Below are 25,920 nucleotides of genomic sequence, written 5' to 3'. Positions count from 1 at the left end.
TTATTGTTCGCCGGGACCGCGGCGGCATGACCCATTTTGACGGAGCGTGGCATGACGATCGGCGGATCCAGCGCGGCGGCGGAACTCGCGGCCATCATCCCCTGGGCGGACAAGGCGCCGCCGATCGATGTCGCCGAGCGCAACGCACGGCTGGAGCGCGCCCGCGAATTGACCGCGGAGCTGGGCGCCGATGCGCTGCTGGTGCAGGCCGGGCCGTCGCTTCATTATTTCACCGGCGTGCCGTGGAACCCGACCGAACGGCTGGTCGCGCTGCTGCTGCCGGTCACCGGTACGCCGCGGCTGGTCTGCCCGACGTTCGAGCGCGGCTCGCTGGAGGCCGAACTCGCCGTTTCCGCCGATCTGGCGCTGTGGGAAGAGGATGAGGATCCGGTGGCGCTGGTCGCCGACGCCTTGCCCGCCGGGGCGAGGCTCGCGCTGGATCCCATGCTCTTCTTCGGCTGGGCGCGGCGGCTGGCGGGGGCGGGGCTGACCACCGTCGACGGCGCGCCCGCGATCGACGGCTGCCGGATGATCAAGTCGCCCGCCGAACTCGCGCTGATGCGTCAGGCGATGCAGATGACGCTCGCGGTGCACGCGGCCGCCGCGCGCATCCTGCGCCCCGGCATCCGGGAAAGCGAAGTGGTCCGCTTTATCGACGATGCGCATCGCGCGATCGGCGGCGGCCCGTCCTATTTCTGCGCGGTGCAGTTCGGGCAGGCCACCGCCTATCCGCACGGCCTGCCCGGCGACCGTGCGCTGGCGGAGGGCGATCTGGTGCTGGTCGACACCGGCTGCCGCGTCCACGGCTATCATTCCGACATCACGCGCACGTACGCGTTCGGCCAGGTCGCCGACGAGGTGCGTGCAATCTGGGACATCGAACACGCCGCGCAGGCCGCTGCCTTCGCCGCGGTTGCGCCGGGCGTGCCGTGCGAGGACATCGACGCCGCCGCACGCGCCGTGCTGGTGCGTGAGGGGCTGGGGCCGGACTACCGTCTCCCCGGCCTGCCGCATCGCACTGGCCATGGCATCGGGCTGTCGATCCACGAGCCGGCGTATCTGGTGCGCGGCGACCGGACCCCGCTCGCCCCGGGCATGTGCTTCTCGAACGAGCCGATGATCGTCGTCCCCGGCCGCTTCGGCATTCGGCTGGAGGATCATTTCTACGTCACGAACGCTGGAGCGGCGTGGTTTACCGAGCCGCAACCGAGTATCGACCGCCCATTCGATTGAAAAAACGGACATTATTGCATGAAGCCCCACGCCGCGCCCCCGGGCATGAATGCGACAGAATTCGTCATTTTCGTTGCGGCGGTGATGGCAGTGAATGCGCTGGGAGTGGATTTGATGCTTCCCGCGCTCGCCGATATCGGGCGCGATCTGGCGATCGATCAGGCCAACCACCGGCAGTGGGTGGTGACGGCCTATGTGCTGGGGTTCGGCGTCGGGCAGTTGCTCTACGGCCCGCTTGCCGATCGCTACGGGCGCAAGCCGGTGCTGGTCGCGACCTTGATCGGGTTCGTCGGGGCGAGCGTCTTCGCCGCCGCCTCGGCGACGTTCGCGGCGCTGCTCGGCGCGCGCGTGTTGCAGGGGCTGATGTCCGCTTCGACGCGCGTGATCGCAGTGGCGGTGGTGCGTGACAACGCCTCGGGCCGCGCGATGGCGCGCACCATGTCGGTGGCGCAAATGATCTTCTTCCTCGTGCCGATCCTCGCGCCGACGATCGGACAGGGGTTGCTGGTGATCGGGCCGTGGCGGTTCGTCTTCTACGCGCTCGGCGGCTTTGCGGGGCTGGTGCTGGTGTGGACGCTGACGCGGCTGCCCGAGACGCTCCCGGTCGAGCGCCGCACCGCGATCTCGCTCGCCAATCTCTCCAGCAGCTACCGGCTGACGCTCACCAACCGCTATTCGCTCGGCTATGCGCTTGCTGCCTCGCTGACGTTCGGCGGGATCATCGCATTCGTCTCCTCGGCGCAGCAGGTGTTCGTCGATGAGTTCGGCGCGGGCGACCGCTTCACGCTGTTGTTCGCGATCTGCGCGGGCGCGATGGGCGTGGCGTCGTTCATGAACAGCCGGCTGGTCGAGCGGCTCGGCACGCGGCTGATCTCGCAGAGCGCGGTGCTGGCGCTGATCGTGCTGTCGCTGCTGCACCTGTCGGTAGTGTGGATGGGGTGGGAGACGCTCGCCAGCTACATGGTCTTCCAGTCGCTGAGCATGACCTGCATCGGCCTGTGCGGGTCAAACTTCGGCGCGATGGCGATGGAGCCGGTCGGGCGAATCGCGGGCACCGCCTCGTCGGTGCAGGGCTTCATCACCAGCGTCGGCGCGGTGCTGGTCGGATCGGCGATCGGCCAATCCTATGCCGGCACCACGCTGCCGCTGACTTTGGGCTATCTCGCGATCGGCGTCGCGGCGTTCGTGATCGTCTATGTCGTGGAGGAGGGCCAGCTCTTCCGCGCGCGGCTCGCCTGAGCCGTGCCGAGTGCGGTCTTGATCCGCCCATAGGCCAACGCGGCGAGCATCGTCAGCCCGGTCAGCGGGAACAGCACGCCCGCTACGCTCATGATCGCGAGCAGCCCGGTGCCGGTGCGCGCATCGGGCAGCGTCGTCCGTCCGCGCGGCCCGCGCTTCCACCACATCACCGGCGCGGTGACGGTCAGCAACGCGAGCGCCGCGCAGGCGAACAGCATGATGAGCCGGTTCGCTTCGCCATATTCCTTGCCCTGATGGACCGCCGCGCTCCACTCGATCACCTGACCGGGGCGGCCGAAGTCCCTGAACCCGGCGTCCTGCAACACCCGCCCGGTGCCGGCGTCGACATAGACGACATGCGCCGCCCCTGACGGCCCGAGCGTCGCGCTGACCAGATACGGCGCGCCCGGGCCTTCCGGCCACGTCAGCGTCCAGTCGGGCGCCATGCCGCGCGCCTGCGCCGCCGCCAGCGCGCGGTCGGCGGCGATGCGCGGGCCGTCATGCCCCATCGGCATCGCATGTTGCTGGAGCGACCATGGCAAATCGTGCCCGGCATGTCCCTCGCCGCCGGGCGCGGCGGGGCGACCCCAGCCCGCGCCGGCCACTCCCGCCTGCACGTTGTGCCCCCACACCGCGCTCCACGGCATCCCGCTCAGCGCGAGGAACAGGATCAAGCCGCCCGCGAACAGCCCGGTCACGGCATGGAGGTCGCGCCAGAACAGCCGCCCGCTCGCCCGGCCGCGTACCGTCACCGTCCGCCCACGGCCCCACCACAAATACAGCCCGCTGACGACGAGGATGATCGACCAGCCGGCGGCGATCTCGATCAGCCAGTTGCCCACCCAGCCGGTGATCGCGAGGCTGTGGAGATGCTTGATGGTCTGCATCACCCCGCCCGGATTGGTGGTGCCGAAGACATGCGCGTCATGCGGATCGACGAACGCCATCCGCTGCGTCCCGTTGGCGCGCCGCACAGTCACGCGCCAGCTTTCGTCGAGAAGCGCGGGCTTCTGCACCTGCGTCACCGTGCCGCCGACCGAGGCCCCGACGCGCGCGGCGAGCGTCTCGAGCGGCAGCGTCGCGCGCCCGGGCGTGACGTGGATCCAGTCGGCATAGACCTGCCGCTCGATCTCGGGCTTGTAGAGATACAGCGCGCCGGTCACCGCCAGCCACAGCAGGAACGGCAGCACCAGCAGGCCGGCGAAGAAGTGCCAGCGCCACACCGCGCGCTGGAGTTCGGCCGCGATCGCGACCGGACGGGAAAGGGTCATGACGATTCCTCGGGTTCGGCGCGCATCGGGCGCGCCGCGACAGCAGGTCAGCGGGTCGGGAGGATCGTCGGCGGGGCGCGGAGTGGCGGTCGCCAGCGCAGCGCAAGGCGCGGTGCAAGTGGCGGTGCGAGGCGACGGATTTGCTGAACCATCGCCGCCGGCGGCAGCACCAGCAGCAACACGATCGCGAGCAACGTCGCCGGTGCGGCGACCGCGGCGAAGGCGCACGGACGCTCGAAACCGTCGTGCACCGGCGCGTCCTGCGCGTGGTGATGCGCGCTGGTCGCCATCGCCATGCCGGGGCAGGCGACGATCGCGACCTGCCCGTGCGCGACCTGCGGCATGAACCCGGCCGGCACCAGCAACCGCACCAGCAACGCCAGCGCGGCCACGATCGCGAACAGCGTCGATCGTGTGCGAATCCCGCTCACCACAGCAACTCCGTCATTGCGAGCGCAGCGAAGCAATTCAGGGCCGGATCATGACGCCTTGGGTTGCTTCGCTACGCTCGCAATGACGAACAACATCTGCCATGCGCGGCACTGTAGTGCCCGATGGTTAACGCGCCTATACCGCGTCGACCGCGATCACCGCCGCATGGCGCACCGGAAAGGCGACCGAGCGCGCGATGAAGCAGCGCCGCTGCGCCTCCGCATGAAGCGCCTCGGCCAGTGCGGCATCGCCGCCGGCCGCGATCGTGACGTGCGGACGCAAGGTCGCCTCGCTTATCTGCCCATTGCCGTCCGCGTCGAGCGTCAGCACCGCATCCGCCTCGTCGCGATAATCGGTGACGACGATCCCGGCGTCGGCGCACAGATGCAGATACCATAATTGATGACAGGCGCTGATCGCGCCGAGCAGCAATTCCTCAGGGTTCCAGCGCGTCGCATCGCCGCGGAAGCGCGGGTCGGACGAGCCGGCGATCACCGGCTTGCCGTCCGCCGCGATCTCATGATCGCGCGCATAGCCGGTGTATCCCGCGGTGCCGACGCCGCGATTGCCGGTCCAACGCAGCCGGACGCGCGTCACGCCGCGTGCAGTCGCCGTGTGCGGCGATACAGCCACCACGCGACCAGCGCGAACAGCAACGTTCCCGCGATCAGCGCCGGCCCCTCGAACCCGTCGACCAGGGCGAGCGGCGTCTCGGTGCCGGTCTCATAGACGATCCCGGCGAACACGACGTTCCACAGGCTCTCGCCGACGATCATGCCGGTCGCGGTCAGCACGCCCAGCCGCTTGGCCGCCTCGGCACCGGGGCGTGCGTCGGCGCGCCTGTCGTAGAAATGCCCGACCACCGCGCCGACCACCACCGTCAGCGTCGCGCTCATCGGCAGGTAGATGCCGAGCCCGACGCCCAGCGGCGGCAGCCGAAGTCCCCCGGCCCGACACAGCGCCTCGTCGAGCGCGATCACCGCCACGCCGACCAGCGCGCCCCAGCCGATCATCGTCCAGTTGAGATTGCCGCCCAGCACGCCCTTCGCCAGCGCCGAGATCAGCGCCGCCTGCGGCGCGGCCAAGGCGTTCGGCCCCGCGCCCGGCGTCCCGGCGAAGCCGAACGAGGTGTAGAGCAACTGCATCACCGGCGGCACCACTACCGATCCGAAGCACACGCCGATGACCAGCGCGACCTGCTGCTTCCACGGCGTCGCGCCGACCAGCTGCCCGGTCTTCAGATCCTGCAGATTGTCGTTCGAGATCGTCGCCACGCCGAACACGATGCCCGTCACGATCAGCGCATAGGCGACCAGCGCCTGTGTCTGCGCGAGCTCGCCGCCGCGTCCGAACAGCCCGACCAGCAAGGTCGCCGCCGCGATCACCGACAGGATGCCGATCCCCGACACCGGCGAGTTCGACGCTCCGATCAGCCCGGCCATATAGCCGCACACCGCCGCGATCACGAGCCCGATCACCGCCACGAACAACAGGCTGCCCGCGACCAGCGCCCATTCATGCCCCACGAGCGGCCCGCCGCTCACTACCGAATGGAGCAGCACCGCGATCGGCACGAGCGTCGCAAGGCTCACCGCCGCGACGATTCCGATCGGCAGGTCGCGCTCCTCGATCGCGACGCTGGCGCCGCGCGACGCGGTCAGCGAGGCGCGCAGCCCGCCGATCACCGGGCGCGCGATCCGCAGCAAGGTCCAGATCGCCGCCACCCCGATCACGCCTGCGCCGAAGAAGCGCACGTCGCTACGGAACACCCCGTTCGCCCAGGCCGCGACATCACCGACCTGTGGCGCCGCGGCGGTCAGGATCGGCAGCACCACCCACCATCCGACCACGACACCGAGCAGGATTGCGAGCCCCGCCGACAGCCCGATCAGATGCCCCGCGCCCAGCAGCGCGAACGACAGGCCCGCGCTCACCCCGGTCGCGCCCGCGCCGACACGGAAGAAGTGCGCGGCCTCGCCCGCGATCAGCCGCGTCTGCGTCAGGATCGAAAAGCCCGCGGCGGCCAGCGTGCTCGCGACGATCGCCGACAGGCCCTTGGCACTCTCCGCGCCGCCGTGGCGGCTTTCCTCACCGACCTTGAGCACCTCGGCGGCGGCGCGGCCTTCGGGGAAGGGCAGCACGGTATCGACCACCAGCGCGCGGCGCAGCGGCACCGAGAACATCACGCCGAGGATGCCGCCGGTCGCGGTGATCGTCGCGGTGGTAACGAACGGAAAGCCCTGCCACCAGCCGATCATCACCAGCCCCGGCAGCACGAAGATGATCGCCGCCAGCGTCCCCGCCGCCGAGGCGACGGTCTGGACGATATTGTTCTCGAGGATCGTCGAATCGCGAAACGCGCGCAGCACCGCCATCGAGATCACCGCGGCGGGGATCGAGGTGGCGAAGGTCAGCCCGATCTTCAGCCCGAGATAGACGTTGGCGGCGGTGAACAGCAACGTGATGATGCCGCCGAGCAGCACGCCGCGCAGCGTGAGTTCGACAGGAGAGCGGAGCGGAGCGGGAGCCATGTCGCCTCCGTGCCACAAGTCCGCGGCCGGTTACAGACCGGGCAAACCCACGATGATTGATGGCGCGGTGGCAGGCGGGCGGCTCGATTTCCCCGTCATCCCGGACTTGATCCGGGATCCTGCTGCTCCGTGCGGGGGCAAGAAGGAGAGGGGCCTCGGATCAAGTCCGGGGCGACAGTTCAGGGCGTTAGCGAGAACTCCGGTCTTACTTCTACGCCGACACTCCGTCCTTCAGCCGGAACCGGTACAGGCGCCCCGGCCCATCCTCCGGCGCGAAATACAGGTCGCGCCCCTCGATCGCCATGCCCTCCGCGGTAAAAGCCCCCGCACCGATCGAGCGGCGCAGCGTCAGCTTCGGCCAGTCGAGCCAATCGACCGTCCCGCTCCACCACGACCGCGGGCCGCTGCCCACCAATTGCCCGCCGGCGAACTTGAGGTCCTGATAGCGGGTCGGCGACGGGTTGGGTACGACCCGCATCCGCGTCGGCGCGTCGCGGTCGATGACGTACAGCAGCCGGCTGTTCCAATTACCCGCCACCAGCCAGCGCCCCTGCGCCGCGACGCAGCCGAGGTGATCGGCGACCCGGATGCGCCGCCGCACGCGCAGCGTCTCGGTATCCACCTCCACCAACACGGCCGAGCTATCCGGGCGCAGCTCGGCGACCGGCACCCACAGGGAATGTCCGTCGACCGAAATCCCGCCGGGATGGTAGCGCGCGCCATCGGTCAGCTCGACCCTGCGGACGAACCGCCCCGTCGCGCGGTCGAACAGATGCAGGAAGCCGCGACGCGAAAAGCGATCGACCGAGGTCACCCAGACGCGCCGCCCCTGCAAGGCAAGTCCCTGAACGTGGAAGACACTGCCGTCGAGCGCGGCGACGCCGCGGAACTGCGCGCCCTCCACCTCGTCCTCGGCGGTTTGCGGCGCGGCCGCGACCGACAGGCTGGAGAGCAGCAACAGCGCGACGGTCGTCCCGGATCGCATCCATCGACGGTTCATGGCCGGACCCCCGCAACCCTTGTCCGCCACGCCCATGCCCGCGCTTCATGTCAGCAGCGCGCAAGCTGCGTTGCGGTTTGATGAGGGTCCGATGTCGACTTAAAGACGTCGGCGATGATGATCCGTCCTGCCTCCCGCGATGATGCGGCGGCGATCGCCGCGCTGCTTCTTCCCGAAATTGCCGCCGGCGAGACCTATGCCTTGCCGCGCGACATGAGTGCGGCGGCCGCAGTGGCACACTGGTGTGGCCCGGACCGCGAAACCTTCGTCATCGAAGAGGAAGGGCGGCTGTTCGGCAGCTATTATCTGCGTGCGAACCAGTCCGGTGGCGGCGATCACGTCGCCAATGCGGGCTATATGGTCGATCCCGCCGTGCGGGGGCGGGGTGTGGCGCGCGCGATGGCGACGGATTCGTTCGATCGTGCCCGCGCGGCGGGCTTCACCGCGATGCAATTCAATTTCGTGGTATCCAGCAACGCGCGCGCGGTCGCGCTTTGGCAGGCGCTCGGCTTCGCGATCGTCGGGCGGTTGCCCGGCGCGTTCCGGCATCCGACGCTCGGCCCGGTCGATGCGCTGGTGATGTTCCGCTCGCTGTGAGGTGCCCCGCCCGGGGAACGGCCCGCCGACCGTTCCCCGCTCCGCTGCCGGTTCGACCGGCGCATCCTGTCCTGTTTTTTCCTGTTCGTCCGCGCTCTCCGGTGCGGCGAGTCGCTGCCTAGCGGACGTCAGGGCCAAAAAAAAGCCGGGCAAGGCCCGGCTGTAAAAGTTTTTAGGAGAGGATGCCTGAAAGGCACACCTTTTTTGCGCCGCAGCACGCCAGGACGCAAGTGCAATAATTCCCACCATGATTGCAGGAATTGCAATCTGCCGGTTTTCAACGCGCTCGACAGCATCAGCCGCACCGCCTAGCAGCGCGGGCTAAGGATACGGAGGCGAATATGGCGCAGGCGTTGCGGGTGGCATTGGCGGGACTGGGGACGGTCGGGGGCGGCGTGATCCGCGTCCTCGACGAGAACCGCGAGCTGATTACCCGCCGCGCCGGTCGCCCGATCGAGGTGGTCGCGGTTTCCGCGCGCGACCGGTCGAAGGACCGCGGCGTCGATCTGTCGCGCTTCGCCTGGGTCGACGACACGGCCTCGCTGGCCGAGGCGGAAGCCGACGTCGTCGTCGAGCTGATCGGCGGGTCGGACGGCCCGGCGCTGGCGCTCGCGCGCCGCACGCTGGCGGCGGGCAAGGGGTTCGTCACCGCCAACAAGGCGATGCTCGCGCATCACGGCCTCGAGCTGGCGCGGGTCGCGGAAGGCGCGGGCGTGCCGCTGAAGTTCGAGGCGGCGGTCGCCGGCGGCATCCCGGTGATCAAGGGGCTGCGCGAAGGCGCGGCGGCGAATGCGATCGCGCGCGTCTACGGCATCCTCAACGGGACGTGCAATTTTATCGTCTCGAAGATGGAGGCCGAGGGGCGCGACTTCGCGGAGGTGCTCGCCGAGGCGCAGGCGCTCGGCTTTGCCGAGGCCGATCCGTCGTTCGACATCGACGGGGTCGACGCGGCGCACAAACTGTCGATCCTCGCCAGCCTCGCCTTCGGCACCGCCCCTGCATTCGGCGATGTGGCGATCAGTGGCATCCGGCACCTGCTCGCCGCCGACATCGCCGAGGCGGCGGCGCTGGGCTATCGCGTGCGACTGGTCGGGGTCGCGGAGGCGGACGGCGACCGGCTGTTCCAGCGCGTCCACGCGCATCTCGTCCCCAACGATCACCCGCTCGCGCATGTCACCGGCGCGACCAACGCAGTGGTGGCGGAGGGCAATTTCGTCGGCCGCTTGCTGTTCCAGGGCGCGGGCGCGGGCGAGGGGCCGACCGCCAGCGCGGTGGTCGCCGATCTGATCGACATCGCGCGCGGCGAGGCCGGCCCGCCGTTCGCCATGCCCGCCGACGCGCTCGCGACCGCCGCGGCGGCGGACAGCGGCGAGCGGCGTGGGCGCGCCTATCTGCGCTTCACGGTCGCGGACCGCGTCGGCGTGCTCGCCGAGATCGCGGCGGCGATGCGCGACGCGGGCGTCTCGATCGAAAGCCTGATCCAGCGCGGCGCGCCCGCCGACGGCAGCGTGCTGGTCGCGATCGTCACCCACGACGGCCCGGAACGTTGCGTCGCCGCCGCGCTGGAGCGGCTGCGCGGCTCGCAGAGCCTGACCGGCGAGCCGTTGTGGATGCACATTCTGGGGTGAGGTCATTCCGTCATTCCCGCCTCCGCGGGAATGACGAGGGTCGTGGGGATGACGCCCCTCCCGCCGCCGGTTAAACCCACGGGCATGAACGAAAACCTCACCGCCGACCGCGCGACGTTCGTCACGCATCTCGAATGTTCGCTGACCGGGGAGCGGTATGAGGCCGACCAGCTCCACAATCTCTCGCGCGCCGGGCGACCGCTGCTCGTGCGCTACGATCTCGATGCGATTCGCGCCGCGCTGCCGCGTGATGCGCTCGCCACGCGACCGACCGATCTATGGCGGTGGCGCGAGTTGCTGCCGGTGCGCCACACCCGCAACATCGTCAGCCTCGGCGAGATCGAAACGCCGCTGATCCCGGCCCCCGCCAGCGCCGGCCCGAACGTCTGGGTCAAGGACGAGGGCCGGTTGCCGACCGGCAGCTTCAAGGCACGCGGGTTGGTGATGGCGGTGGCGATGGCGAAGGAACTGGGCGTCACGCGGATTGCGATGCCGACCAACGGCAATGCCGGGGCGGCGCTCGCCGCCTATGCCACGCGCGTCGGGATCGAGACGATCGTCTTCTGCCCGGAGGATACGCCCGAGGTGAACGTCCGGGAGATCGCCGCGCAGGGCGCAAAGGTGTGGCGCGTCAACGGCTTGATCGACGATTGCGGTGCGATTGTTGGCAAAGGTGCCGCAGAGGGGCGGTGGTTCGACTTTTCGACCCTGAAGGAGCCGTACCGGATCGAGGGCAAGAAGACGATGGGGCTGGAACTGGCGGCGCAATTCGGCTGGCGGCTGCCCAAGGCGATCTTCTACCCGACCGGCGGCGGCACCGGATTGATCGGCATGTGGAAGGCGTTCGAAGAGCTGGAGAAACTCGGCTGGATCGGCGCGGAACGGCCGCGGATGTTTGCGGTACAGGCCGCGGGATGTGCGCCGATCGTGCGCGCCTTCGAGGCGGGCGAGGAACATGCCGAACGCTGGGAGGACGCGCACACCGTCGCCGCGGGCATCCGCGTGCCGCGTGCGGTCGGCGATTTCCTGATCCTGCGCGCCGTGCGCGAGAGCGGCGGGCGCGCGCTGGCGGTCGGCGATCCCGCGATCCTGAAGGCGGTCGACGATTGCGCGCGCAAGGACGGTCTGTTGATGTGCCCGGAGGGCGGCGCGACGCTGGCGGCGTATCGGCAGGCGCTGCGCGACGGGCTGGTGGATGAGGATGACGAGGTTGTGCTGTTCAATTGCGCGACGGGGTTGAAGTATCCGATGCCGGCGGCGGAGCAGCGGCTGGACCGGCATGGAGTGATTGATTTCGATGCTTTGTAGGGACCGCTGAAGCCGCCCAATTGCGGACATCACTTCCGCTGATAGGATGTGGTATGTCAGGGCCGGGCGTTGAGGACCTATGATCGTGAAGGCAGGTTCCTGCTCAGAGTGGATCAACTGCGGGATCGCCTTGTGGGAAAGAAGCGTCGCCTTAAATTGGACAGTGATTCCGCTTTTTACAGGTTTAGTCGTCAGCTGCTTCACTATTAGCGAGTGGGCCGGAGTCGGCGAGGCTGCTCTTCACGCACAGGCGCGAACAATAAAAGGCCACTTGCACACATCGGGAAAACGAGACCGGTACTTACGCTTAGTTTTGCCATCAGGTGAGCGCGTTAATGTGACTTGCGGTGCCTATTACAACGCAGGATCGTGCGTACTGCCTTCCGTTTTACCTGAGGTTCGAAGTGTCGACGTTTTCGATTTCGCCGGCACGAACGTGATACTCGCCGCACGCGATGGTTCAGGAAAGGTTCTGCTATCGCCGGCCCAGCGCATGGATCAACTACGCGGCTTGGCCGAGAATGCTCGATCCGACAAATGGCTAGGAAAATTTGTGCTGGGTGTCTTGCTTGGCCTGATTGTAGCGACAGGCCGACATTTGTTTTTCATTCGTCGGCGGCTTCGCGGATGGACCGGCTGATCAGCGCGTTTTATAGCGGACCTTCCGCTACCCACCACATCCCGTCATCCCCACGCTGGCGGGAATCCAGACGCGCAGGTCTTCGCGCGAGCCATAAACGTCAGAGGTTCTGGATTCCCGCCTTCGCGGGAATGACGGGGCGTGTGGGGCCGACCGTCGCCTTCAATACGGCGCGCACGCCCGTCGGCGTTGCAAGCCCTTCAGCGTCAGCACCAGATGCCCGAGCCGCTCGCGGACCAGTCCTTCGTCGAGCAGCAGCCGGATCGCCGCCGGATCCTGCCCGCGGGAGATGATCAGCGTCGCACCGGCGCTGCGGGCGCTCCACAGGATCGTTGCCAGTTGCTCGGACGGCGCACCGCCCATCATCGCGTCCATCGTTTCCCACCCTCGGGCGTGCGGGCGACTCGTGTCGCCGCAGGGCCGAGAGAGGAACGACTGCGCGCCGGTTCGTCAACGCCCCACCACGGCTTTAATCGAAATTGGTTGACGAACCGTTAACGCGCCGCGGCAGGGCGCCCGGTCAGCCGCCGCCGTCGCGCTCGATGTCCGCGCCGACCGCCTGCAGCTTTTCCTCCAGCCGCTCGTAGCCGCGATCGAGGTGGTAGACGCGCGAGACGGTCGTCTCGCCGTCCGCGACCAGCCCGGCGATGATCAGGCTCATCGACGCGCGCAGATCGGTGGCCATCACCGGCGCGCCGACCAGCCGGTCGACGCCGGTGACTTCCGCAGTGCGCCCGCGCACGCTGATGTCCGCGCCCATCCGCGCCAGTTCGGGAACGTGCATGTAACGGTTCTCGAAGATCGTCTCGGTCAGCGTGCTGGTGCCCGGCGCCTTGCACAGCATCGCCATGAACTGCGCCTGCATGTCGGTGGCGAAGCCCGGATAGGGCGCGGTCGACAACGACAGCGGCTTCAGCTCCGCCTCGGACGTGACCATGATCGACCCGCGCCGCTCCTCGATCCCGACGCCGGCTTCGCGCAGCGCGTCGAGCGTCGCGCCCATGTCGGCGGCGTTGACGTTGGTCAGTTCAACCGCGCCGCCGGTGACGGCGACCGCGCAGGCATAGCTGCCCGCCTCGATCCGGTCGGGCATCACGGCATAGGTCGCGCCGTGCAGCTCGTCGACGCCCTCGATCTCGAGCGTGCCGGTGCCGACGCCCTCGATCCGCGCGCCCATCGCGATCAGACAGCGGCACAGGTCGACAATCTCGGGCTCGCGCGCGGCATTCTCGATCCGGCTGCCGCCCTTCGCGGTCACCGCCGCCATGACGACATTCTCGGTCGCGCCGACCGAGACGACCGGGAAGCTGTAGCTGCCGCCCGCCAGTCGTCCGCCCGGCGCGGTGGCGGTGACATAGCCCGCGCTCATCTCCAGCGTCGCGCCGATCGCCTCCAGCGCCTTCAGATGCAGGTCGATCGGGCGGTTGCCGATCGCGCAGCCGCCCGGCAGCGAGACGCGCGCCTGTCCGGCGCGGGCGAGGATCGGACCCAATACCAGGATCGACGCGCGCATCTTGCGCACGATGTCATAGGGGGCCTCGGTCGAGGTCAGCTGCCCGGCGCGGATCGTCATCACGCGGCCGAATTCGTCGGGCTTGCTGCCCTCGATCCGGGTCGAGGCACCCAATTGGTTGAGCAGGTGCCCGAAGCCGTCGACATCGGCGAGGCGCGGGAGATTGCGCAGCGTCAGCGGCTCGTCGGTGAGCAAGGCGCATGGCATCAGCGTCAAGGCGGCATTCTTGGCGCCGGAAATGGGGAGCTTGCCAGACAGGCGGCGGCCGCCGCGAATGATGATACGGTCCATCAGCCATGCTCTATCGAAGCCGGGTGCCGACGCCAAGCGAGCGAACGCATCCGCCCGGTTGATCGGTTTTAATGCAGCTATGGGCCACGCCCGCGTAACGATCCGAGGAACTTGAGGATCAACATTGCGTGCCAGCGCTTAGTTTCGCCGATCGGGTCGGCGATTTTCTATCTCTTACCACAGTCGAACGCGGCGTGCTGGCGGGGCTTGTCGAGCGGGAACGCGCGCTTCGCCGGGGCGCGACGCTTGTGCGCCAGAACGAACGCGGCACCGATCTCTTCGCGCTGAAAAGCGGCATGATGATGGGCTATGTGTTGCTCGGCGACGGCAGTCGACAGATATTGCGGCTGATCTTCCCCGGCGACTTGTTCGGGACGCAGGTGATGGTGTTCGGCAAGGCGCAGCAGACGCTGGTGGCGGCCGCCGACAGCATCGTTTCGCCGATCGATCGCAATGCCTTGGCCGACGCGACGCTGCGTCACCCGCGACTGGCGCTGGCGCTGACCGCGCTCGAACAGGTCGAGAGCGCGTCGCTGGCGGATCGGCTCGCGGCGGTCGCCAAGCTGCCCGCACGCGCGCGGGTGGCGGGGATGTTGCTGGAGATCCGCGGGCGGATGCGGCGCGGCGATCCGGCGATCGGCGACAGCTTCACCCCCGGGTTGACGCAGGAGGAGATCGGCGACGCGATCGGTCTGACCGCGGTTCATGTCAACCGGATGCTGCGCCAGCTCGAGGATCAGGCGCTGATCACGCGCACCGCCGGGCGGGTCACGATCCTCGACGAGGCGGGGCTGCGCCGCGCGGCGGGGCGCAACGATCGCAGCGAGGAAGGCGATCTGTCGTGGCTGCCCGAGGTGCAGCAGGCTTAGGGGGTAGCTTCCCGGGCGTGTACGGGATGGACGCGGTAGTTCTGGGGCCAGGCGGCTCGTTATTTCGTCGCCCCGGACTTGATCCGGGGCCCCGCTTCTTGGCCACGGAAGTAAGAAGCGGGATCCCGGATCAAGTCCGGGATGACGAGAGGATGGAAATAAACGTCATCCGGCGCGCGACAGCCCGTTTGCCGCCAGTTGCGCATCGATCGCCGCCACCAGCCGCGCCAGCGCCTCGGCGTCGCGGCCCTCGGCGCGCAGCGTCAGCGCGGCCTGCGTGTTCGAGGCGCGCAGCAGCCACCAGCCGTCGTCGGTCGACACGCGCACGCCATCGGTGACGGTCACGCGCGCGCCCTGTTCGGACAGTCGCGCGGCCACCTCCTCGACCACCGCGACCTTGCGCGCCTCGGCGACCGGGACGCGCCATTCGGGGGTCGCGACCCGCGCGGAGGTGTCCTCGCGCAGCTCGGTCAGCGAGCGCCCCGACAGATGCACCGCATGGATCAGCCGCACCGCGGCATAGAGCGCATCGTCGAACCCGTAATAATGGTGCGCGAAGAAGATATGCCCGGACAGCTCGCCGGCCAGCGGCGCGCCGAGCGCCTTCATCTTCGTCTTGATCTCGCTGTGCCCGGTCCGCCACATCACCGGCGTGCCGCCCAACGCGGTGATCCGTTCGAACAAGGCGTCGCTCGATTTCACGTCGGCGACGATCGTGCTGCCCGGCAGTTCGGCGAGGATCGGCCCGACCAGGATCGACAGGATCTCGTCGCCCCACAACACGCGCCCCTGCGCGTCGACCGCGCCGATCCGATCGCCGTCGCCGTCGAAAGCCAATCCGAAATCGAGCTTCTTCTCCGCCACCAGCGCCTGAAGCTGTGCGAGATTGGCCTCCACCGTCGGGTCGGGGTGGTGGTTGGGGAAGGTACCGTCGATGTCGCAGAACAACAGATGATGTTCGCCCGGAAGCTGCGCGGTCAGCGCCCGGATGGCGGGACCGGCGGCGCCGTTGCCGGCGTCCCAGCCGATCCGGTAGGTGCCACCCGCATAGCCGGCGAGCAGCCGCCCGACATAGGCGTCGAGCACCTCGGCCTGGGTGACGGTGCCGGCGCCGACCTCCCAGTCGCCGGTCTCGGCGAGCCGCGCGAGATCGCGCACGTCCGGCCCGCAAAAGCTGTTGCCCTGCATCACCAGCTTGAAGCCATTGTCCTCGCGGGGATTATGGCTGCCCGTTACCTGTACGCCGCCATCCACTTCTAGCGTTGCGGCGGCATAATAGAGCATCGGCGACGGCCCGACCCCGATGCGGACGACGTCCACGCCCGAGGCGATCAGCCCGGCGACCAGCGCCGCCTCCAGCATCGGCGAATGCGTCCGCCCGTCATAGCCGACCGCGACGCGCGTCCCGCCCGCGCGTCGGATGCGCGTCGCGAAGCCGCGCCCGACCGCCCAGGCATCGGCCTCGGTCAGCGTGTCGCCGACGCGCCCGCGAATGTCATAGGCGCGCAGGATCTCGGGCGAGAGCCGGTGCGTCATCGCGGGTCCTTCAGCGCGGCGAGCAATGTGTCGCGCGCGGCATTGACGCGCCGCGCGCGCTGTTCGGAACCGCCGCGATCGGGGTGCAGCTCGCTCATCAGCCGGCGATGCGCGGCGCGGATCTCGCCCGCGTCGGCGCGCGCATCGACGCCCAGCACGCGCCGCGCCTCGCCGAGTGGCGAGACGCGCTTCTTCGCCGGTTTGCGGAGCAGCATCCACACGCCCCACACGATCAGCGCGGCGACGACCCATTTCATCAGCATCGTCAGGCGGCCTGCGTCGCGCCGACTTCGGGCAGCGCCAGCGCCGCCATCATCTCGCGCAGCTCCTGCCGCGCGGCGACATGGCTCAGCCCCATCCCGCCGAACTCCTTGGCGTCGAGCAGCGTCAGCCCCTTGGGGAACAATTCGCGATAGATCACGCGCTCGCCCAGGCCGGGGATGATGCGGAAGCCGACGCGCCGCGCGAGCTGGTCGAGCGCTTCGGACACGCGGCGCATGTTGCGCGCCTCCAGATATTGCAGGCGGTTGCGCAGCACGACCCAGTCGATCGTCGTGCCGTCCTCACGCGCGCGGGCCTTGCGCGCGTCCCAGATCAGCTCCGAATAGAAACTGGGGCGCACCACCTTGTAGGTTTCGGGATCGACCTGCCCGATCAGGTCGAAGTCGACGAAACTGTCGTTCATCGGCGTCACCAGCGTGTCGGCCAGCGCGGCGGCGATGCGCGCCGCCGGATCGTCGCGTCCCGGCGTGTCGATGACGAGAAAGTCGTAGCCGTCGGTGAAGTCCCGGTACAACCCGCCGAAGCTGCCGTCGGCGCGCCCGTCACCCGTGGCATGGACCGGCACCGCCAGATCGATGCCCGCGCGCTTCACCGTCGCCTCGCGATTGTCGAGATAGCGCCCCAGCGTCCGCTGGCGATGATCGAGGTCGATGCACGCCACGCGCGCGCCCTTCGCGGCCAGCGCGATCGCGACGTGGACCGCCGTCGTCGACTTGCCCGTGCCACCCTTTTCGTTGGCGAACACAATCACATGCGTGCGACCGTGTTGCGCTTCCGTCCCCGTTTCGGACAATTCGTCGCATCCTCGATTGATTGCGTCCTGCCCCGACCATAGAACCCCCGACCGCGAGTTTCGAGGGGTAACGGGTGGAAGTATATCGTGATCTCGCCGGCCTGCGCGCCGCGCTGGAGGCAGCGCGCGCCGGCGGGCGTGAGGTGGCGCTGGTGCCGACGATGGGGGCGCTCCATGCCGGGCACATCGCCCTGGTCGAGGCGGCGCGGCGCCCCGGGGCGCTGGTCGTCGCGTCGATCTTCGTCAATCCCAAGCAGTTCGGCGCCAACGAGGACCTGTCGCGCTACCCCCGCAAGGAGGTCAGCGACATCGCCATGCTCACCGACGCGGGCTGCGATGTCTTGTGGTTGCCGCCGGTCGAGCAGATGTACCCGGCGGGCTTCGCGACGAACGTATCGGTATCGGGCGTCAGCGACGGTTGGGACGGGGCGGCGCGGCCCGGCCATTTCGACGGGGTCGCGACCGTCGTCGCCAAGCTGTTCAACCAGGTCCGCCCGACCCGCGCCTATTTCGGCGAGAAGGATTTCCAGCAGCTCGCCGTGATCCGGCGGATGGTCGCCGACCTCGATTTCGACATCGAGGTCACCGGCGTCCCCACCCAGCGCGAGGACGACGGCCTCGCGCTGTCGTCGCGCAACGTCTATCTGTTGCCCGAGGAGCGTCAGAAAGCGGTGGCGCTGCCCCGGGCGCTGGGCGTCGCGGCGCGTGCGGTGCTGGGCGGGGGCGATGTCGAGAAGGCGTTGGCGGATGCGACCGCGACGCTGGTCGCGGCCGGCTTCACCGTCGATTATGTCGCGCTGGTCGATGCCGAGACGCTCGAAAGCGATCCCGCACCGGGGCGGCGGCGCCAGTTGCTGGCCGCCGCGCGGCTGGGCAACACGCGGCTGATCGACAACCTTGCGGTCGATCCGGCGTGATCGGACCAGCCATTTGGCGTCACTGGCTTAGATGATCGCGGCCTTAACCATTTGGTGAGCCGAATCGGTGCACAACCCCTCTCACATTGAAGGATGGAGGGGTGATCCGATGGTAACTGAATTCGACCTCGCGCTGTTAGCGCGCCGCACCAACGAAGCGACCCGCGGCGACAGCGACGCCGCCTATGATCTGGGTGTCGCCTATTCGACCGGCACCATGGGTGCGATCCTCGACCTGATCGAGGCGCACAAGTGGTTCAACCTGTCGGCCGCCTGGGGCAATGACGCCGCCGCCGCCGCGCGCTCGGACATCGCCGAGGACATGACCGCGCGTGAGATCGCCAATGCGCAGCGCGCCGCGCGCGACGTGCTCGGCGGGATGCAGCGCCGCGCCGCCTAACCTGCGGCATCTCCTTGACCCGTCGCGGTTGCGCGGCGCATAGCCCGGTCATGGAGAATTCGACCGAGACGCTGTCCTTCGAAGCCGGTCTGCGCGAACTCGAGGAGATCGTCGCGCGGCTTGAATCGGGTGATACCCCGCTGGAGGAGGCGATCCGCCTGTACGAGCGCGGCAGCGTGCTGCGGCAGCGGTGCGCCGACCGGCTGGATGCCGCCCAGGCGCGGATCGAGGCGATCCGTACCGGCGCCGACGGGCGCCCCGCCGCGGTCGAGCCGTTCGCCGCCGGATGAGCGTCGCCGCCAACGCCTCGCCGCAGCTCAAGGCGGCGCTCAAGGAAGTGTCGGCGGAGATGGACCGGCGCTTCGACGCGCTGCTGCCGATCCCCGACGATCCGCGCGCGGACCTGTATCGCGCGATGCGCCACGCCACGATCGGTGGCGGCAAGCGGCTGCGTCCGTTGCTGGTGTTCGCGACCGCGCGGCTGTTCGACGTCGCGCGCGATGCCGCGGCGCGCGTCGCGGTCGCGCTGGAGGCGATCCACGTCTATTCGCTGATCCACGACGATCTGCCCGCGATGGACGACGACGATCTGCGCCACGGCAAGGCGACCGTCCACAAGGCGTTCGATGAGGCGACCGCGATCCTCGCCGGAGACTGCCTCCATGCCCTGGCGTTCGAGGTGCTCGCCGATCCCGCGACACATGCCGACCCCTTTGTCCGTGCCGAGTTGATCGCCGACCTCGCGCGCGCCTCCGGCCCGTCGGGGATGGCGGGCGGGCAGGCGATGGACCTCAAGGCCGACGGCACGCGCTTCGACCTGAACACCGTCACCCGGCTCCAGCAGATGAAGACCGGCGCGCTGATCGGCGCGGCGGTGGAGGGCGGGGCGATCCTCGGGCGTATCCCGCCGGAGGGCCGCCGCCACCTGCGCGGCTATGCGCACGACCTCGGGCTCGCGTTCCAGATCGTCGACGACCTGCTCGACGTCGAGGGCGACGAGGAACTGGCCGGCAAGAAGCTGCGCAAGGACGGCGAGCAGGGCAAGGAGACGTTCGTCTCGCTGCTCGGCGTCGACCGCGCGCGCCAGCAATCGCGGATGCTGGTCGATCAGGCGATCGACCATCTGCGCAGCTATGGCGAGGAGGCCGAATTGCTCCGCGCGATCGCGCGCTTCGTCATCGATCGTCGCGGCTGACCGGAAGGCTTCCCCATGCGTATCGGCGTCTATCCCGGCACCTTCGATCCGATCACGCTGGGGCATATGGACATCATCCGGCGCGGCGCGAAGCTGGTCGACCGGCTGGTGGTGGGCGTCACCACCAATCCGGGCAAGTCGCCGATGTTTTCGCTGGGTGAGCGGATGGCGATGGTCGAGCGCGAAGTCGCCGCGATCGGCGGTGACATCCGCGTCGTGTCGTTCGATTCGCTGCTCATGGACTTCGCCGAGCGGGAAGGGGCGACGATGATCGTCCGCGGCCTGCGCGCCGTCGCCGATTTCGAATACGAATATCAGATGGCGGGGATGAACCAGCAGCTGAACGACCGGATCGAGACGGTCTTCCTGATGGCCGACGTCTGCCTGCAACCGATCGCGTCGCGGCTGGTGAAGGAAATCGCGATCTTCGGCGGCCATATCGGCAAGTTCGTCAGCCCGGCGGTGCGCGACGAGGTGGTGGCGCGCGTCGAGCGGGATGGTCGGCGGGGAAGCTGAGTCGTCGGGATCGATCCTCTGGGTTCCATCATGAACCGGCGTCACTTTCGATCCGGACGTTCCGCTCGCTCATCGCCCCGGACTTGATCCGGGGCCCCGCTTCTTCTCGCGAACCAGGTAGAAGCGGGATCCCGGATCAAGTCCGGGATGACGCACGGAAATTGGCTCCGCAAAGGTCTCGCCGCCGCGGGGACGACAGGCGCGGATTCCTGTCTCACGCCGCCACGCGTTCAGTTTGGCGCAAGCGCGTTTCTGGTCTAGGGCGAAACAGAACCCACTGATCCGATCCGAAAGACCCGATGCGCCCGTTCGCCCTTCTTGCCGCCGCGCTCGCCGCGACCGCGTCCGTCGCCGCTTCCGCCCAGGTGACCACGCAGGACCGGCTGCCCGCCCCGCCGCTGACCGACAAGAGCAACGTCTGGGTGCTCGATCTCTCGACGGGCGGCCGGGTCGAGGTGGCGCTGCGCCCCGATGTCGCGCCCAAGATGGTCGAGCGGATCAAGACGCTGACCCGCCAGCATTTCTACGACGGGCTGACCTTCCATCGCGTGATCGACGGCTTCATGGCGCAGGGCGGCGATCCCAGGGGCGACGGCACCGGCGGCAGCACGCTTCCCGACCTGCCCGCCGAGTTCAATTACCTGCCGCACGTCCGCGGCGCGGTGGCGGCGGCGCGCGCCGAGAAGGAAGACAGCGCCAACAGCCAGTTCTACATCGTGCTGCAACCGCGCTTCCAGCTCGACAAGAAGTACACCGTGTTCGGCCGCGTGACGACCGGCATGAACTACGTCGACCTGATCGAAAAGGGCGAGCCGCCGCAGAATCCGTCGCGGATCGTCCACGCCTATATCGCGTCGGACAATCCCTTGGCATATCAGCCGCTGGCGGTCGCGCCGCCGCCGACGCTGCCGGCGACGCTCCCCACGCTACCGGGCACGCAGCCCGCGCCCAAGAAGCGCGCCGCCCGCCGCTGACACAATGAACGTCGATCTGTTCGACTTCACGCTCCCGCCGGAGCGGATCGCGCTGCGCCCCGCCGCCCCGCGCGACGCGGCGCGGATGCTGGTGGTCACGCCCGACGGGCTCGCCGACCGGATCGTCGCCGACCTGCCGGCGCAGCTCCGCGCGGGCGACCTGCTGGTGTTCAACGACACCCGCGTCATCCCCGCGCAGCTGGAGGGCACGCGCGGATCGGCGCGGATCGGCGCGACGCTCCACAAGCGCGAGGGGCCGCGCCGCTGGCGCGCGTTCGTCCGCAACGCGCGGCGGCTGCGCGACGGCGATGCGATCGACTTCGGGCAGGAGGTGGTCGCCACCGCGCACGACCGTGCCGAGGATGGCAGTTGGGCGCTGGTCTTCGCGGGTGAGGAGCCGGTCGAGCTGCTGCTGGAGCGCGCCGGGCGGATGCCGCTGCCGCCCTATATCGCGGGCAAGCGCGACACCGACGCGCGCGACGCGCAGGATTACCAGACGATGTTCGCGGCCGAGCCGGGCGCGGTGGCCGCACCGACCGCCGCGCTGCACTTCACCCCCGCGCTGCTCGCCGCGCTGGAGTCCGCCGGGGTCGAGCACGCGACGCTGACGCTCCATGTCGGCGCCGGCACGTTCCTGCCGGTCAAGGCCGAGGACACCGCCGACCACAAGATGCACGCCGAATGGGGCCGGATCGACGCCGCCACCGCCGCGCGGCTCAATGCGGTGCGCGCGCGCGGCGGGCGGGTGATCGCGGTCGGCACCACCTCGCTACGGTTGATCGAGAGCGCGACCGACGCGGACGGCGGCATCCAGCCGTTCGAGGGCGACACGTCGATCTTCATCACCCCCGGCTATCGCTTCCGCGGCATCGACGGGCTGATGACCAACTTCCACCTGCCGCGCTCGACATTGTTCATGCTGGTATCGGCGCTGATGGGGCTCGACCGGATGCAGGCGGCCTATGCCTATGCGATCGAGCACGACTATCGCTTCTATTCCTACGGCGACGCGAGCCTGTTGCTGCCGTAACCCTCCTCCGTCGCCCCGGACTTGATCCGGGGCCCCGCTTCTTCCTTGCACGCCGAGCAGAAGAAGCGGGATCCCGGATCAGGTCCGGGATGACGGATGGAGATATTACGACGACAGCCCGACGCGCAGCGCGGCGTTGGGGTTGTTCGTCCCGTTCGGGAAGAAGCCGCCGCTCGTCCGGTTCGCACCGGTGGCGTTCAGGTAGACGATGTTGTGCACCTGCTCGCTGCTGCGGCTGTAGGCGAGGCCGTTGCCGTTGGCCGGCACCAGATTGGCGGCATTGCTGCTGTCGACCAGCCCCTGATCGTCGTCGGCGCCGATCCCGCGCACCGCATCGTCGGTCGGCTTGCCGTCGAGCAGATCGCGCGCGTCGGAGATCTTGGTCGTGGCGGTCAGCAGTGCCGCGGTCGAGATACCCTTGGCATACAGTACGGTGCGCACGATCCCGGCGTGATAGGCCTCCGCCGCAAGAATGCCGGCCGCCGCCTCCAGATAGGTCTTGTTGCTGAGCAACGGTGCCGCGCCCTTGTAGGCGGTGACGCCGACGTCCTCGAAGATGAACGCGCCCAGCAGGAAGTTCTCGGGCGAGGCATAGGGGTTGAACGTGTCGCTCGACCCGATCACCCCGGCGGCGCGCGCCGCGGCGGTGAAGGCGCCATTCGCGCCGCCGTCGATGTTGATATTGGGCATCGCCACCGCCGCCGAGCCGAGTGCTGCGCGCAGGAAGGCGACATGCGCCGCCTCGTCCGCGGCGATCTCGCGCGCATAGGCGCCGACCGCCGGATCGCCCGAAAAGTCGACCTTGGCGCCGCCGGTGACGGTGCCGCCCGCGGTGCCGCTGCCGCTGGCGGTCTGCGCGGCGGACAGGCCGGTGCCGTTGACGGCATAGAGGTAGAATTGCGCCTCGAGATACTCGAGGTTGAGCGCCAGGTTCAGGACGTCGCTGTCGGTGATCGCCGACGGCGTCGGGGTCGGCGATGGTGTCGGCGTCGGGTCGACGGAATCGCCATAGTCGCCGTAGCAGCCCGACAGCAGCGAAGCGCCGCCCAGCAGCATCGCGCCGCCACCGGCGGCCTTCAGGAAACCGCGGCGGGCGGCGCGGCGCGCATCGGCGGCGGCCAGGATCTCGATGGCTTTGATGGGATCGATCATGGGGAAGATTCCTTGAAAGCGTCAGGGGAACATCATCGGAAGCGCCACGGCGCTCAGGTCGTCGATTTGATGTTTCCGTTGACGCCGTTGGGGAAGAAACCGCCCATCGTCGCGGTTCCGGCGTTGAGGTAGACGATGTTGAGCACCTGTCCGGGCGTGCGGCTGAACGCGAGGCCGTTGCTGTTGAGCGGCGACAGGTTCGCGGTCAGCGTCGCACCGCTGCCGGAGGGGGCGATCCCCTGATCGTCGTTGGGGCCGATGCCGCGCACCTTGTCCTCGGTCGGCGCCCCGTCCAGCGAATCGCGCGCGGCGGCGATCTTCTCGGTGGCGTCGATCAGGCCCTGCACGCCCTTCGAATAGAGCGTCGTGCGCACGATCGCGGCGTGATACGCCTCCACGGCCAGGATGCCCGCGGCGGCCTCCAGGAAGGTCTTGTTGCTCAGCAACGGCGCCGCGCCCTTGTAGGCGGTGACGCCGACGTCCTCGAAGATGAACGCACCCAGCAGGAAGTTGGTCGGCGAGCTGTACGGATTGAAGGCGGTGGACGAATCGACCACGCCGGCCGCCCGCGCGGCGGCGGTGAACGGCCCGCTCGCGTCGCCGCTGATGTTGATGTTCGGCATCGCGACCGCCGCGCTGCCCAGCGCGGTGCGCAGGAACTTGACGTGCGCCAGCTCGTCGGCGGCGATTTCGCGGGCATAGGCACCCACCAGCGGATCGGTGGTGAAATCGACCGCCGCGCCGCCGGTCACCGTGCCGCCCGCCGCGCCGCCGCCGCTGGCGGTCAGATCGCTGGTCAGCCCGGTTCCACCGACCGCATAAAGGTAGAATTGCGCCTCCAGATATTCGAGGTTCAGCGCGAAGTTTAGCACGTCGCTGTCGGTCACGCTGGTCTGCGCCAGCGCCGGATCGGCATAGGCGAAGGCCCCGCCGACGGCGGCGACCCCCAAAGCAGCGGTAAAGAACGCGCGGCGATTTTCGCGGCGGCGCGCGCGGCCGTCAAAGGTTTCGATCAAAAGGTCCTGCTCGGTTCGGGCGTCTTGCATCGTCATGTCGCACCTCCCACAACCCACGCGGATGACAGGGGGGCATCGTCCTTGCCGTGGGTAAGGCAGGTACGAGATGAACCTGGATCGGGATGCAGGGTTTAGTGAAAAAGCTGTTGAACTGACCGGTTCTGCCAGCGGAGTGATGCGGTGACGGCTATCGAGACGCAGGCGGATACACGAAGGGCGGCGCTCGCCACCGCACTGGCGATGAGCGCGACCGGCGACCGGCAGGCGTTCCGGCGCGTGTACGACATGACCGCCGCGAAGCTATTCGGCATCTGCCTGCGTATCTGTGGCGAGCGACAGGCCGCGGAGGACGTGTTGCAGGAAGTGTATCTGATCGTCTGGCGCCGCGCCGCCGCCTATCGGCCGGAACGCAGCCATCCCGTGACCTGGCTGGCGACGATCGCGCGCAATCGCTCGCTCGACTGGCGCCGCTCGCCGCGCGGCCGCGCCGTCACGCCGATCCCCGACGGCGGGGGCGTGGAGGCAGCCGACGACGCGCCGCTCGCCGATCAGTCGCTGGTCGCGGCCGAGGAGGGGCAGCGGCTGGATGACTGCATGGAACAATTGGAGGATCGATCGCGCGGGGCAATCCGCTCCGCCTTTCTCGATGGGCTGACCTATGCCGATGTCGCGGATCGCACGGGCGTCCCGCTTCCGACCATGAAGAGTATCATCCGCCGTGCGCTGATCCGTTTGCGGGAGTGTCTGCACGATGACGCCTGACGATCGCATCCTGGCCGCCGAGCTGGTCGTCGGCCTGTTGTCCGCCGAAGAAGCCGCGCGCGCGGAGGATTGGCGCGCGCGCGAACCGGACTTCGCCGCCGAGGTCGAATGGTGGGAGGCGCGCTTCGCCCCGCTGCTCGCCGAATATCGCGACGTCGCGCCGCCGCCCGATCTCGCCGCGCGGATCGAGGCGATGCTGGCCCTGCCGACGATCACGCCCCGTGCGTCGCGGTTGCACTGGCGATCGCTGTCGCTGGGCGCGGCCGGCGGCGCGATCGCGGCGTCGCTCGCGGCGTGGCTGCTGATCCCGCCGGCGGCCACGCCGCCGGTGCGGACACCCCCGGTCGCCCGGCCCGTCGCCCCCGCCGGGCTGATGATCGCGCAATTGGCGTGGACCGATCCGTCGAAGGCATCGCCGCCGGTCGCGGTGGTCGAGCCGGCCAGCGGATCGCTGCGGCTGAGCCGTGGTGTCGACACGCCGGCCGGAAACGATGGCGAGCTGTGGCGGATTCCGGTCGGCGGCAAGCCGGTGTCGCTGGGCCTGCTTCCGCGGGGCGGCGCGCGCGTGATCCGCATTGCGACCGCGAACGTGCCCGCGGCGGGCAGCACGCTGGCGATCTCGATCGAGCCGCGCGGCGGTTCGCCGACCGGCCAGCCGACCGGCCCCGTCGTCGCCGCGGGCGTCGTCGAGCGCCTGTAAGCGTGCGCGCGTCCCGGCGCCATCCGGGGTCGGTAGCGCCAGCGGTCTGAATTTGTTTACGAAAACCCGTTAGCAGCGGGTGCGTGTGGGAACGA

The 25,920-nt window shown here is 69.0% G+C and carries 28 protein-coding genes; 16 read left to right on the top strand and 12 right to left on the bottom strand.

Annotated features, from left to right (window positions below; all coding sequences use genetic code 11):
- Positions 1–51 precede the first annotated feature (51 nt).
- Both PGN16_RS11005 and PGN16_RS11000 read left to right on the top strand, forming a co-directional pair.
- A complete protein-coding gene (locus PGN16_RS11005; protein ID WP_335309441.1) occupies positions 52–1,233 on the top strand; it encodes a M24 family metallopeptidase in 1,182 nt (393 codons plus the stop codon).
- Positions 1,234–1,278: 45 nt separating this feature from the next.
- Positions 1,279–2,472, top strand: a complete 1,194-nt coding sequence (locus tag PGN16_RS11000; RefSeq protein ID WP_335310325.1) for a multidrug effflux MFS transporter — start codon at positions 1,279–1,281, stop codon at positions 2,470–2,472.
- On the opposite strand, the gene PGN16_RS10995 is transcribed toward PGN16_RS11000, so the two are convergent.
- The 5 genes from PGN16_RS10995 to PGN16_RS10975 form a co-directional block, all read right to left on the bottom strand.
- Entirely contained in the window at positions 2,427–3,743 is a 1,317-nt protein-coding gene (locus PGN16_RS10995) for a PepSY-associated TM helix domain-containing protein (RefSeq protein ID WP_335309440.1), read from the bottom strand. The two genes, PGN16_RS11000 and PGN16_RS10995, sit on opposite strands and share 46 nt — an antisense overlap.
- 47 nt (positions 3,744–3,790) lie before the next feature.
- Positions 3,791–4,174, bottom strand: a complete 384-nt coding sequence (locus tag PGN16_RS10990; protein ID WP_335309439.1) for a DUF2946 family protein — start codon at positions 4,172–4,174, stop codon at positions 3,791–3,793.
- A gap of 136 nt (positions 4,175–4,310) precedes the next feature.
- Positions 4,311–4,772 carry an OsmC family protein gene (locus PGN16_RS10985; protein ID WP_335309438.1) on the bottom strand — a complete coding sequence of 154 codons (462 nt, stop codon included), beginning with the start codon at positions 4,770–4,772 and terminating at the stop codon, positions 4,311–4,313.
- A complete protein-coding gene (locus PGN16_RS10980; RefSeq protein WP_335309437.1) occupies positions 4,769–6,706 on the bottom strand; it encodes an OPT family oligopeptide transporter in 1,938 nt (645 codons plus the stop codon). Before PGN16_RS10980 ends, PGN16_RS10985 begins: the two co-directional genes overlap by 4 nt.
- Positions 6,707–6,917: 211 nt before the next feature.
- Entirely contained in the window at positions 6,918–7,706 is a 789-nt protein-coding gene (locus PGN16_RS10975; RefSeq protein WP_335309436.1) for a DUF6454 family protein, read from the bottom strand.
- A gap of 114 nt (positions 7,707–7,820) precedes the next feature.
- Between PGN16_RS10975 and PGN16_RS10970 the strand changes: the two genes are divergently transcribed.
- From PGN16_RS10970 to PGN16_RS10955, 4 genes are all read left to right on the top strand, one after another.
- A complete protein-coding gene (locus tag PGN16_RS10970) occupies positions 7,821–8,303 on the top strand; it encodes a GNAT family N-acetyltransferase (RefSeq protein WP_335309435.1) in 483 nt (160 codons plus the stop codon).
- A 341-nt stretch (positions 8,304–8,644) separates the two neighbouring features.
- The gene (locus tag PGN16_RS10965; RefSeq protein ID WP_335309434.1) at positions 8,645–9,931 is read left to right on the top strand and encodes a homoserine dehydrogenase; all 1,287 of its coding nucleotides are present in this window, start codon (positions 8,645–8,647) and stop codon (positions 9,929–9,931) included.
- Between the two features lie 84 nt (positions 9,932–10,015).
- Entirely contained in the window at positions 10,016–11,239 is a 1,224-nt protein-coding gene (locus tag PGN16_RS10960) for a threonine synthase (protein WP_335309433.1), read from the top strand.
- A gap of 85 nt (positions 11,240–11,324) precedes the next feature.
- On the top strand, positions 11,325–11,879 hold the full coding sequence (locus PGN16_RS10955) for a hypothetical protein (protein WP_335309432.1): 555 nt from the start codon (positions 11,325–11,327) through the stop codon (positions 11,877–11,879).
- 162 nt (positions 11,880–12,041) lie between these two features.
- Here the strand turns inward: PGN16_RS10955 and PGN16_RS10950 are convergent, their stop codons facing one another.
- Together PGN16_RS10950 and murA are read right to left on the bottom strand one after the other, a co-directional pair.
- A complete protein-coding gene (locus PGN16_RS10950) occupies positions 12,042–12,254 on the bottom strand; it encodes a hypothetical protein (protein ID WP_335309431.1) in 213 nt (70 codons plus the stop codon).
- A 145-nt stretch (positions 12,255–12,399) separates the two neighbouring features.
- Positions 12,400–13,683, bottom strand: coding sequence for a UDP-N-acetylglucosamine 1-carboxyvinyltransferase (gene murA, locus PGN16_RS10945; RefSeq protein ID WP_335309430.1), 1,284 nt, complete (start codon positions 13,681–13,683; stop codon positions 12,400–12,402).
- Between the two features lie 128 nt (positions 13,684–13,811).
- Here murA and PGN16_RS10940 point away from each other — a divergent pair, with 128 nt between their 5' ends.
- A complete protein-coding gene (locus PGN16_RS10940; RefSeq protein WP_335309429.1) occupies positions 13,812–14,552 on the top strand; it encodes a Crp/Fnr family transcriptional regulator in 741 nt (246 codons plus the stop codon).
- A 165-nt stretch (positions 14,553–14,717) separates the two neighbouring features.
- Here PGN16_RS10940 and pgmG read toward each other — a convergent pair whose 3' ends face one another.
- The 3 genes from pgmG to PGN16_RS10925 are packed head-to-tail and all read right to left on the bottom strand — an operon-like array spanning position 14,718 to position 17,121.
- A complete protein-coding gene (pgmG, locus tag PGN16_RS10935) occupies positions 14,718–16,088 on the bottom strand; it encodes a phosphoglucomutase/phosphomannomutase PgmG (protein ID WP_335309428.1) in 1,371 nt (456 codons plus the stop codon).
- Entirely contained in the window at positions 16,085–16,351 is a 267-nt protein-coding gene (locus PGN16_RS10930; protein ID WP_335309427.1) for a J domain-containing protein, read from the bottom strand. The genes pgmG and PGN16_RS10930 overlap by 4 nt, the downstream gene beginning before the upstream one ends.
- 2 nt (positions 16,352–16,353) lie before the next feature.
- Entirely contained in the window at positions 16,354–17,121 is a 768-nt protein-coding gene (locus PGN16_RS10925) for a division plane positioning ATPase MipZ (protein ID WP_335309426.1), read from the bottom strand.
- 116 nt (positions 17,122–17,237) lie between these two features.
- On the opposite strand from PGN16_RS10925, the gene panC reads away from it, so the two are divergent.
- The 7 genes from panC (at position 17,238) to queA (ending at position 22,195) form a co-directional block, all read left to right on the top strand.
- Entirely contained in the window at positions 17,238–18,080 is an 843-nt protein-coding gene (gene panC, locus PGN16_RS10920) for a pantoate--beta-alanine ligase (protein WP_335309425.1), read from the top strand.
- Between the two features lie 109 nt (positions 18,081–18,189).
- Entirely contained in the window at positions 18,190–18,480 is a 291-nt protein-coding gene (locus PGN16_RS10915; RefSeq protein ID WP_335309424.1) for a hypothetical protein, read from the top strand.
- A 50-nt stretch (positions 18,481–18,530) separates the two neighbouring features.
- Entirely contained in the window at positions 18,531–18,770 is a 240-nt protein-coding gene (locus tag PGN16_RS10910; RefSeq protein ID WP_028967147.1) for an exodeoxyribonuclease VII small subunit, read from the top strand.
- Positions 18,767–19,675 carry a polyprenyl synthetase family protein gene (locus PGN16_RS10905; protein WP_335309423.1) on the top strand — a complete coding sequence of 303 codons (909 nt, stop codon included), beginning with the start codon at positions 18,767–18,769 and terminating at the stop codon, positions 19,673–19,675. The genes PGN16_RS10910 and PGN16_RS10905 overlap by 4 nt, the downstream gene beginning before the upstream one ends.
- 15 nt (positions 19,676–19,690) lie before the next feature.
- Positions 19,691–20,191: a pantetheine-phosphate adenylyltransferase gene (coaD, locus tag PGN16_RS10900; protein ID WP_335309422.1), complete on the top strand. Its 501-nt coding sequence runs from the start codon at positions 19,691–19,693 to the stop codon at positions 20,189–20,191.
- Between the two features lie 299 nt (positions 20,192–20,490).
- Positions 20,491–21,165 (top strand): peptidylprolyl isomerase, encoded by a 675-nt coding sequence (locus PGN16_RS10895; RefSeq protein ID WP_335309421.1) that lies wholly within the window; start codon positions 20,491–20,493, stop codon positions 21,163–21,165.
- Positions 21,166–21,169: 4 nt separating this feature from the next.
- Entirely contained in the window at positions 21,170–22,195 is a 1,026-nt protein-coding gene (gene queA / locus PGN16_RS10890; RefSeq protein WP_335309420.1) for a tRNA preQ1(34) S-adenosylmethionine ribosyltransferase-isomerase QueA, read from the top strand.
- A 105-nt stretch (positions 22,196–22,300) separates the two neighbouring features.
- Here queA and PGN16_RS10885 read toward each other — a convergent pair whose 3' ends face one another.
- Together PGN16_RS10885 and PGN16_RS10880 are read right to left on the bottom strand one after the other, a co-directional pair.
- Positions 22,301–23,347, bottom strand: a complete 1,047-nt coding sequence (locus PGN16_RS10885) for a ferritin-like domain-containing protein (protein WP_335309419.1) — start codon at positions 23,345–23,347, stop codon at positions 22,301–22,303.
- Positions 23,348–23,400: 53 nt separating this feature from the next.
- A complete protein-coding gene (locus PGN16_RS10880; RefSeq protein WP_443019623.1) occupies positions 23,401–24,399 on the bottom strand; it encodes a ferritin-like domain-containing protein in 999 nt (332 codons plus the stop codon).
- A gap of 144 nt (positions 24,400–24,543) precedes the next feature.
- Here PGN16_RS10880 and PGN16_RS10875 point away from each other — a divergent pair, with 144 nt between their 5' ends.
- Positions 24,544–25,125, top strand: coding sequence for a sigma-70 family RNA polymerase sigma factor (locus PGN16_RS10875; RefSeq protein ID WP_335309418.1), 582 nt, complete (start codon positions 24,544–24,546; stop codon positions 25,123–25,125).
- Positions 25,115–25,825 carry an anti-sigma factor gene (locus PGN16_RS10870; RefSeq protein ID WP_335309417.1) on the top strand — a complete coding sequence of 237 codons (711 nt, stop codon included), beginning with the start codon at positions 25,115–25,117 and terminating at the stop codon, positions 25,823–25,825. The genes PGN16_RS10875 and PGN16_RS10870 overlap by 11 nt, the downstream gene beginning before the upstream one ends.
- Positions 25,826–25,920: the final 95 nt, after the last annotated feature.

The sequence above is a fragment of the Sphingomonas phyllosphaerae genome, from assembly GCF_036946485.1.
In the GTDB taxonomy this organism is placed as follows: Bacteria; Pseudomonadota; Alphaproteobacteria; order Sphingomonadales; family Sphingomonadaceae; genus Sphingomonas; species Sphingomonas phyllosphaerae_E.
The sequence above is the reverse complement of the archived record's forward strand: the minus strand, read 5'-3'. Positions and strand labels throughout refer to the sequence as shown.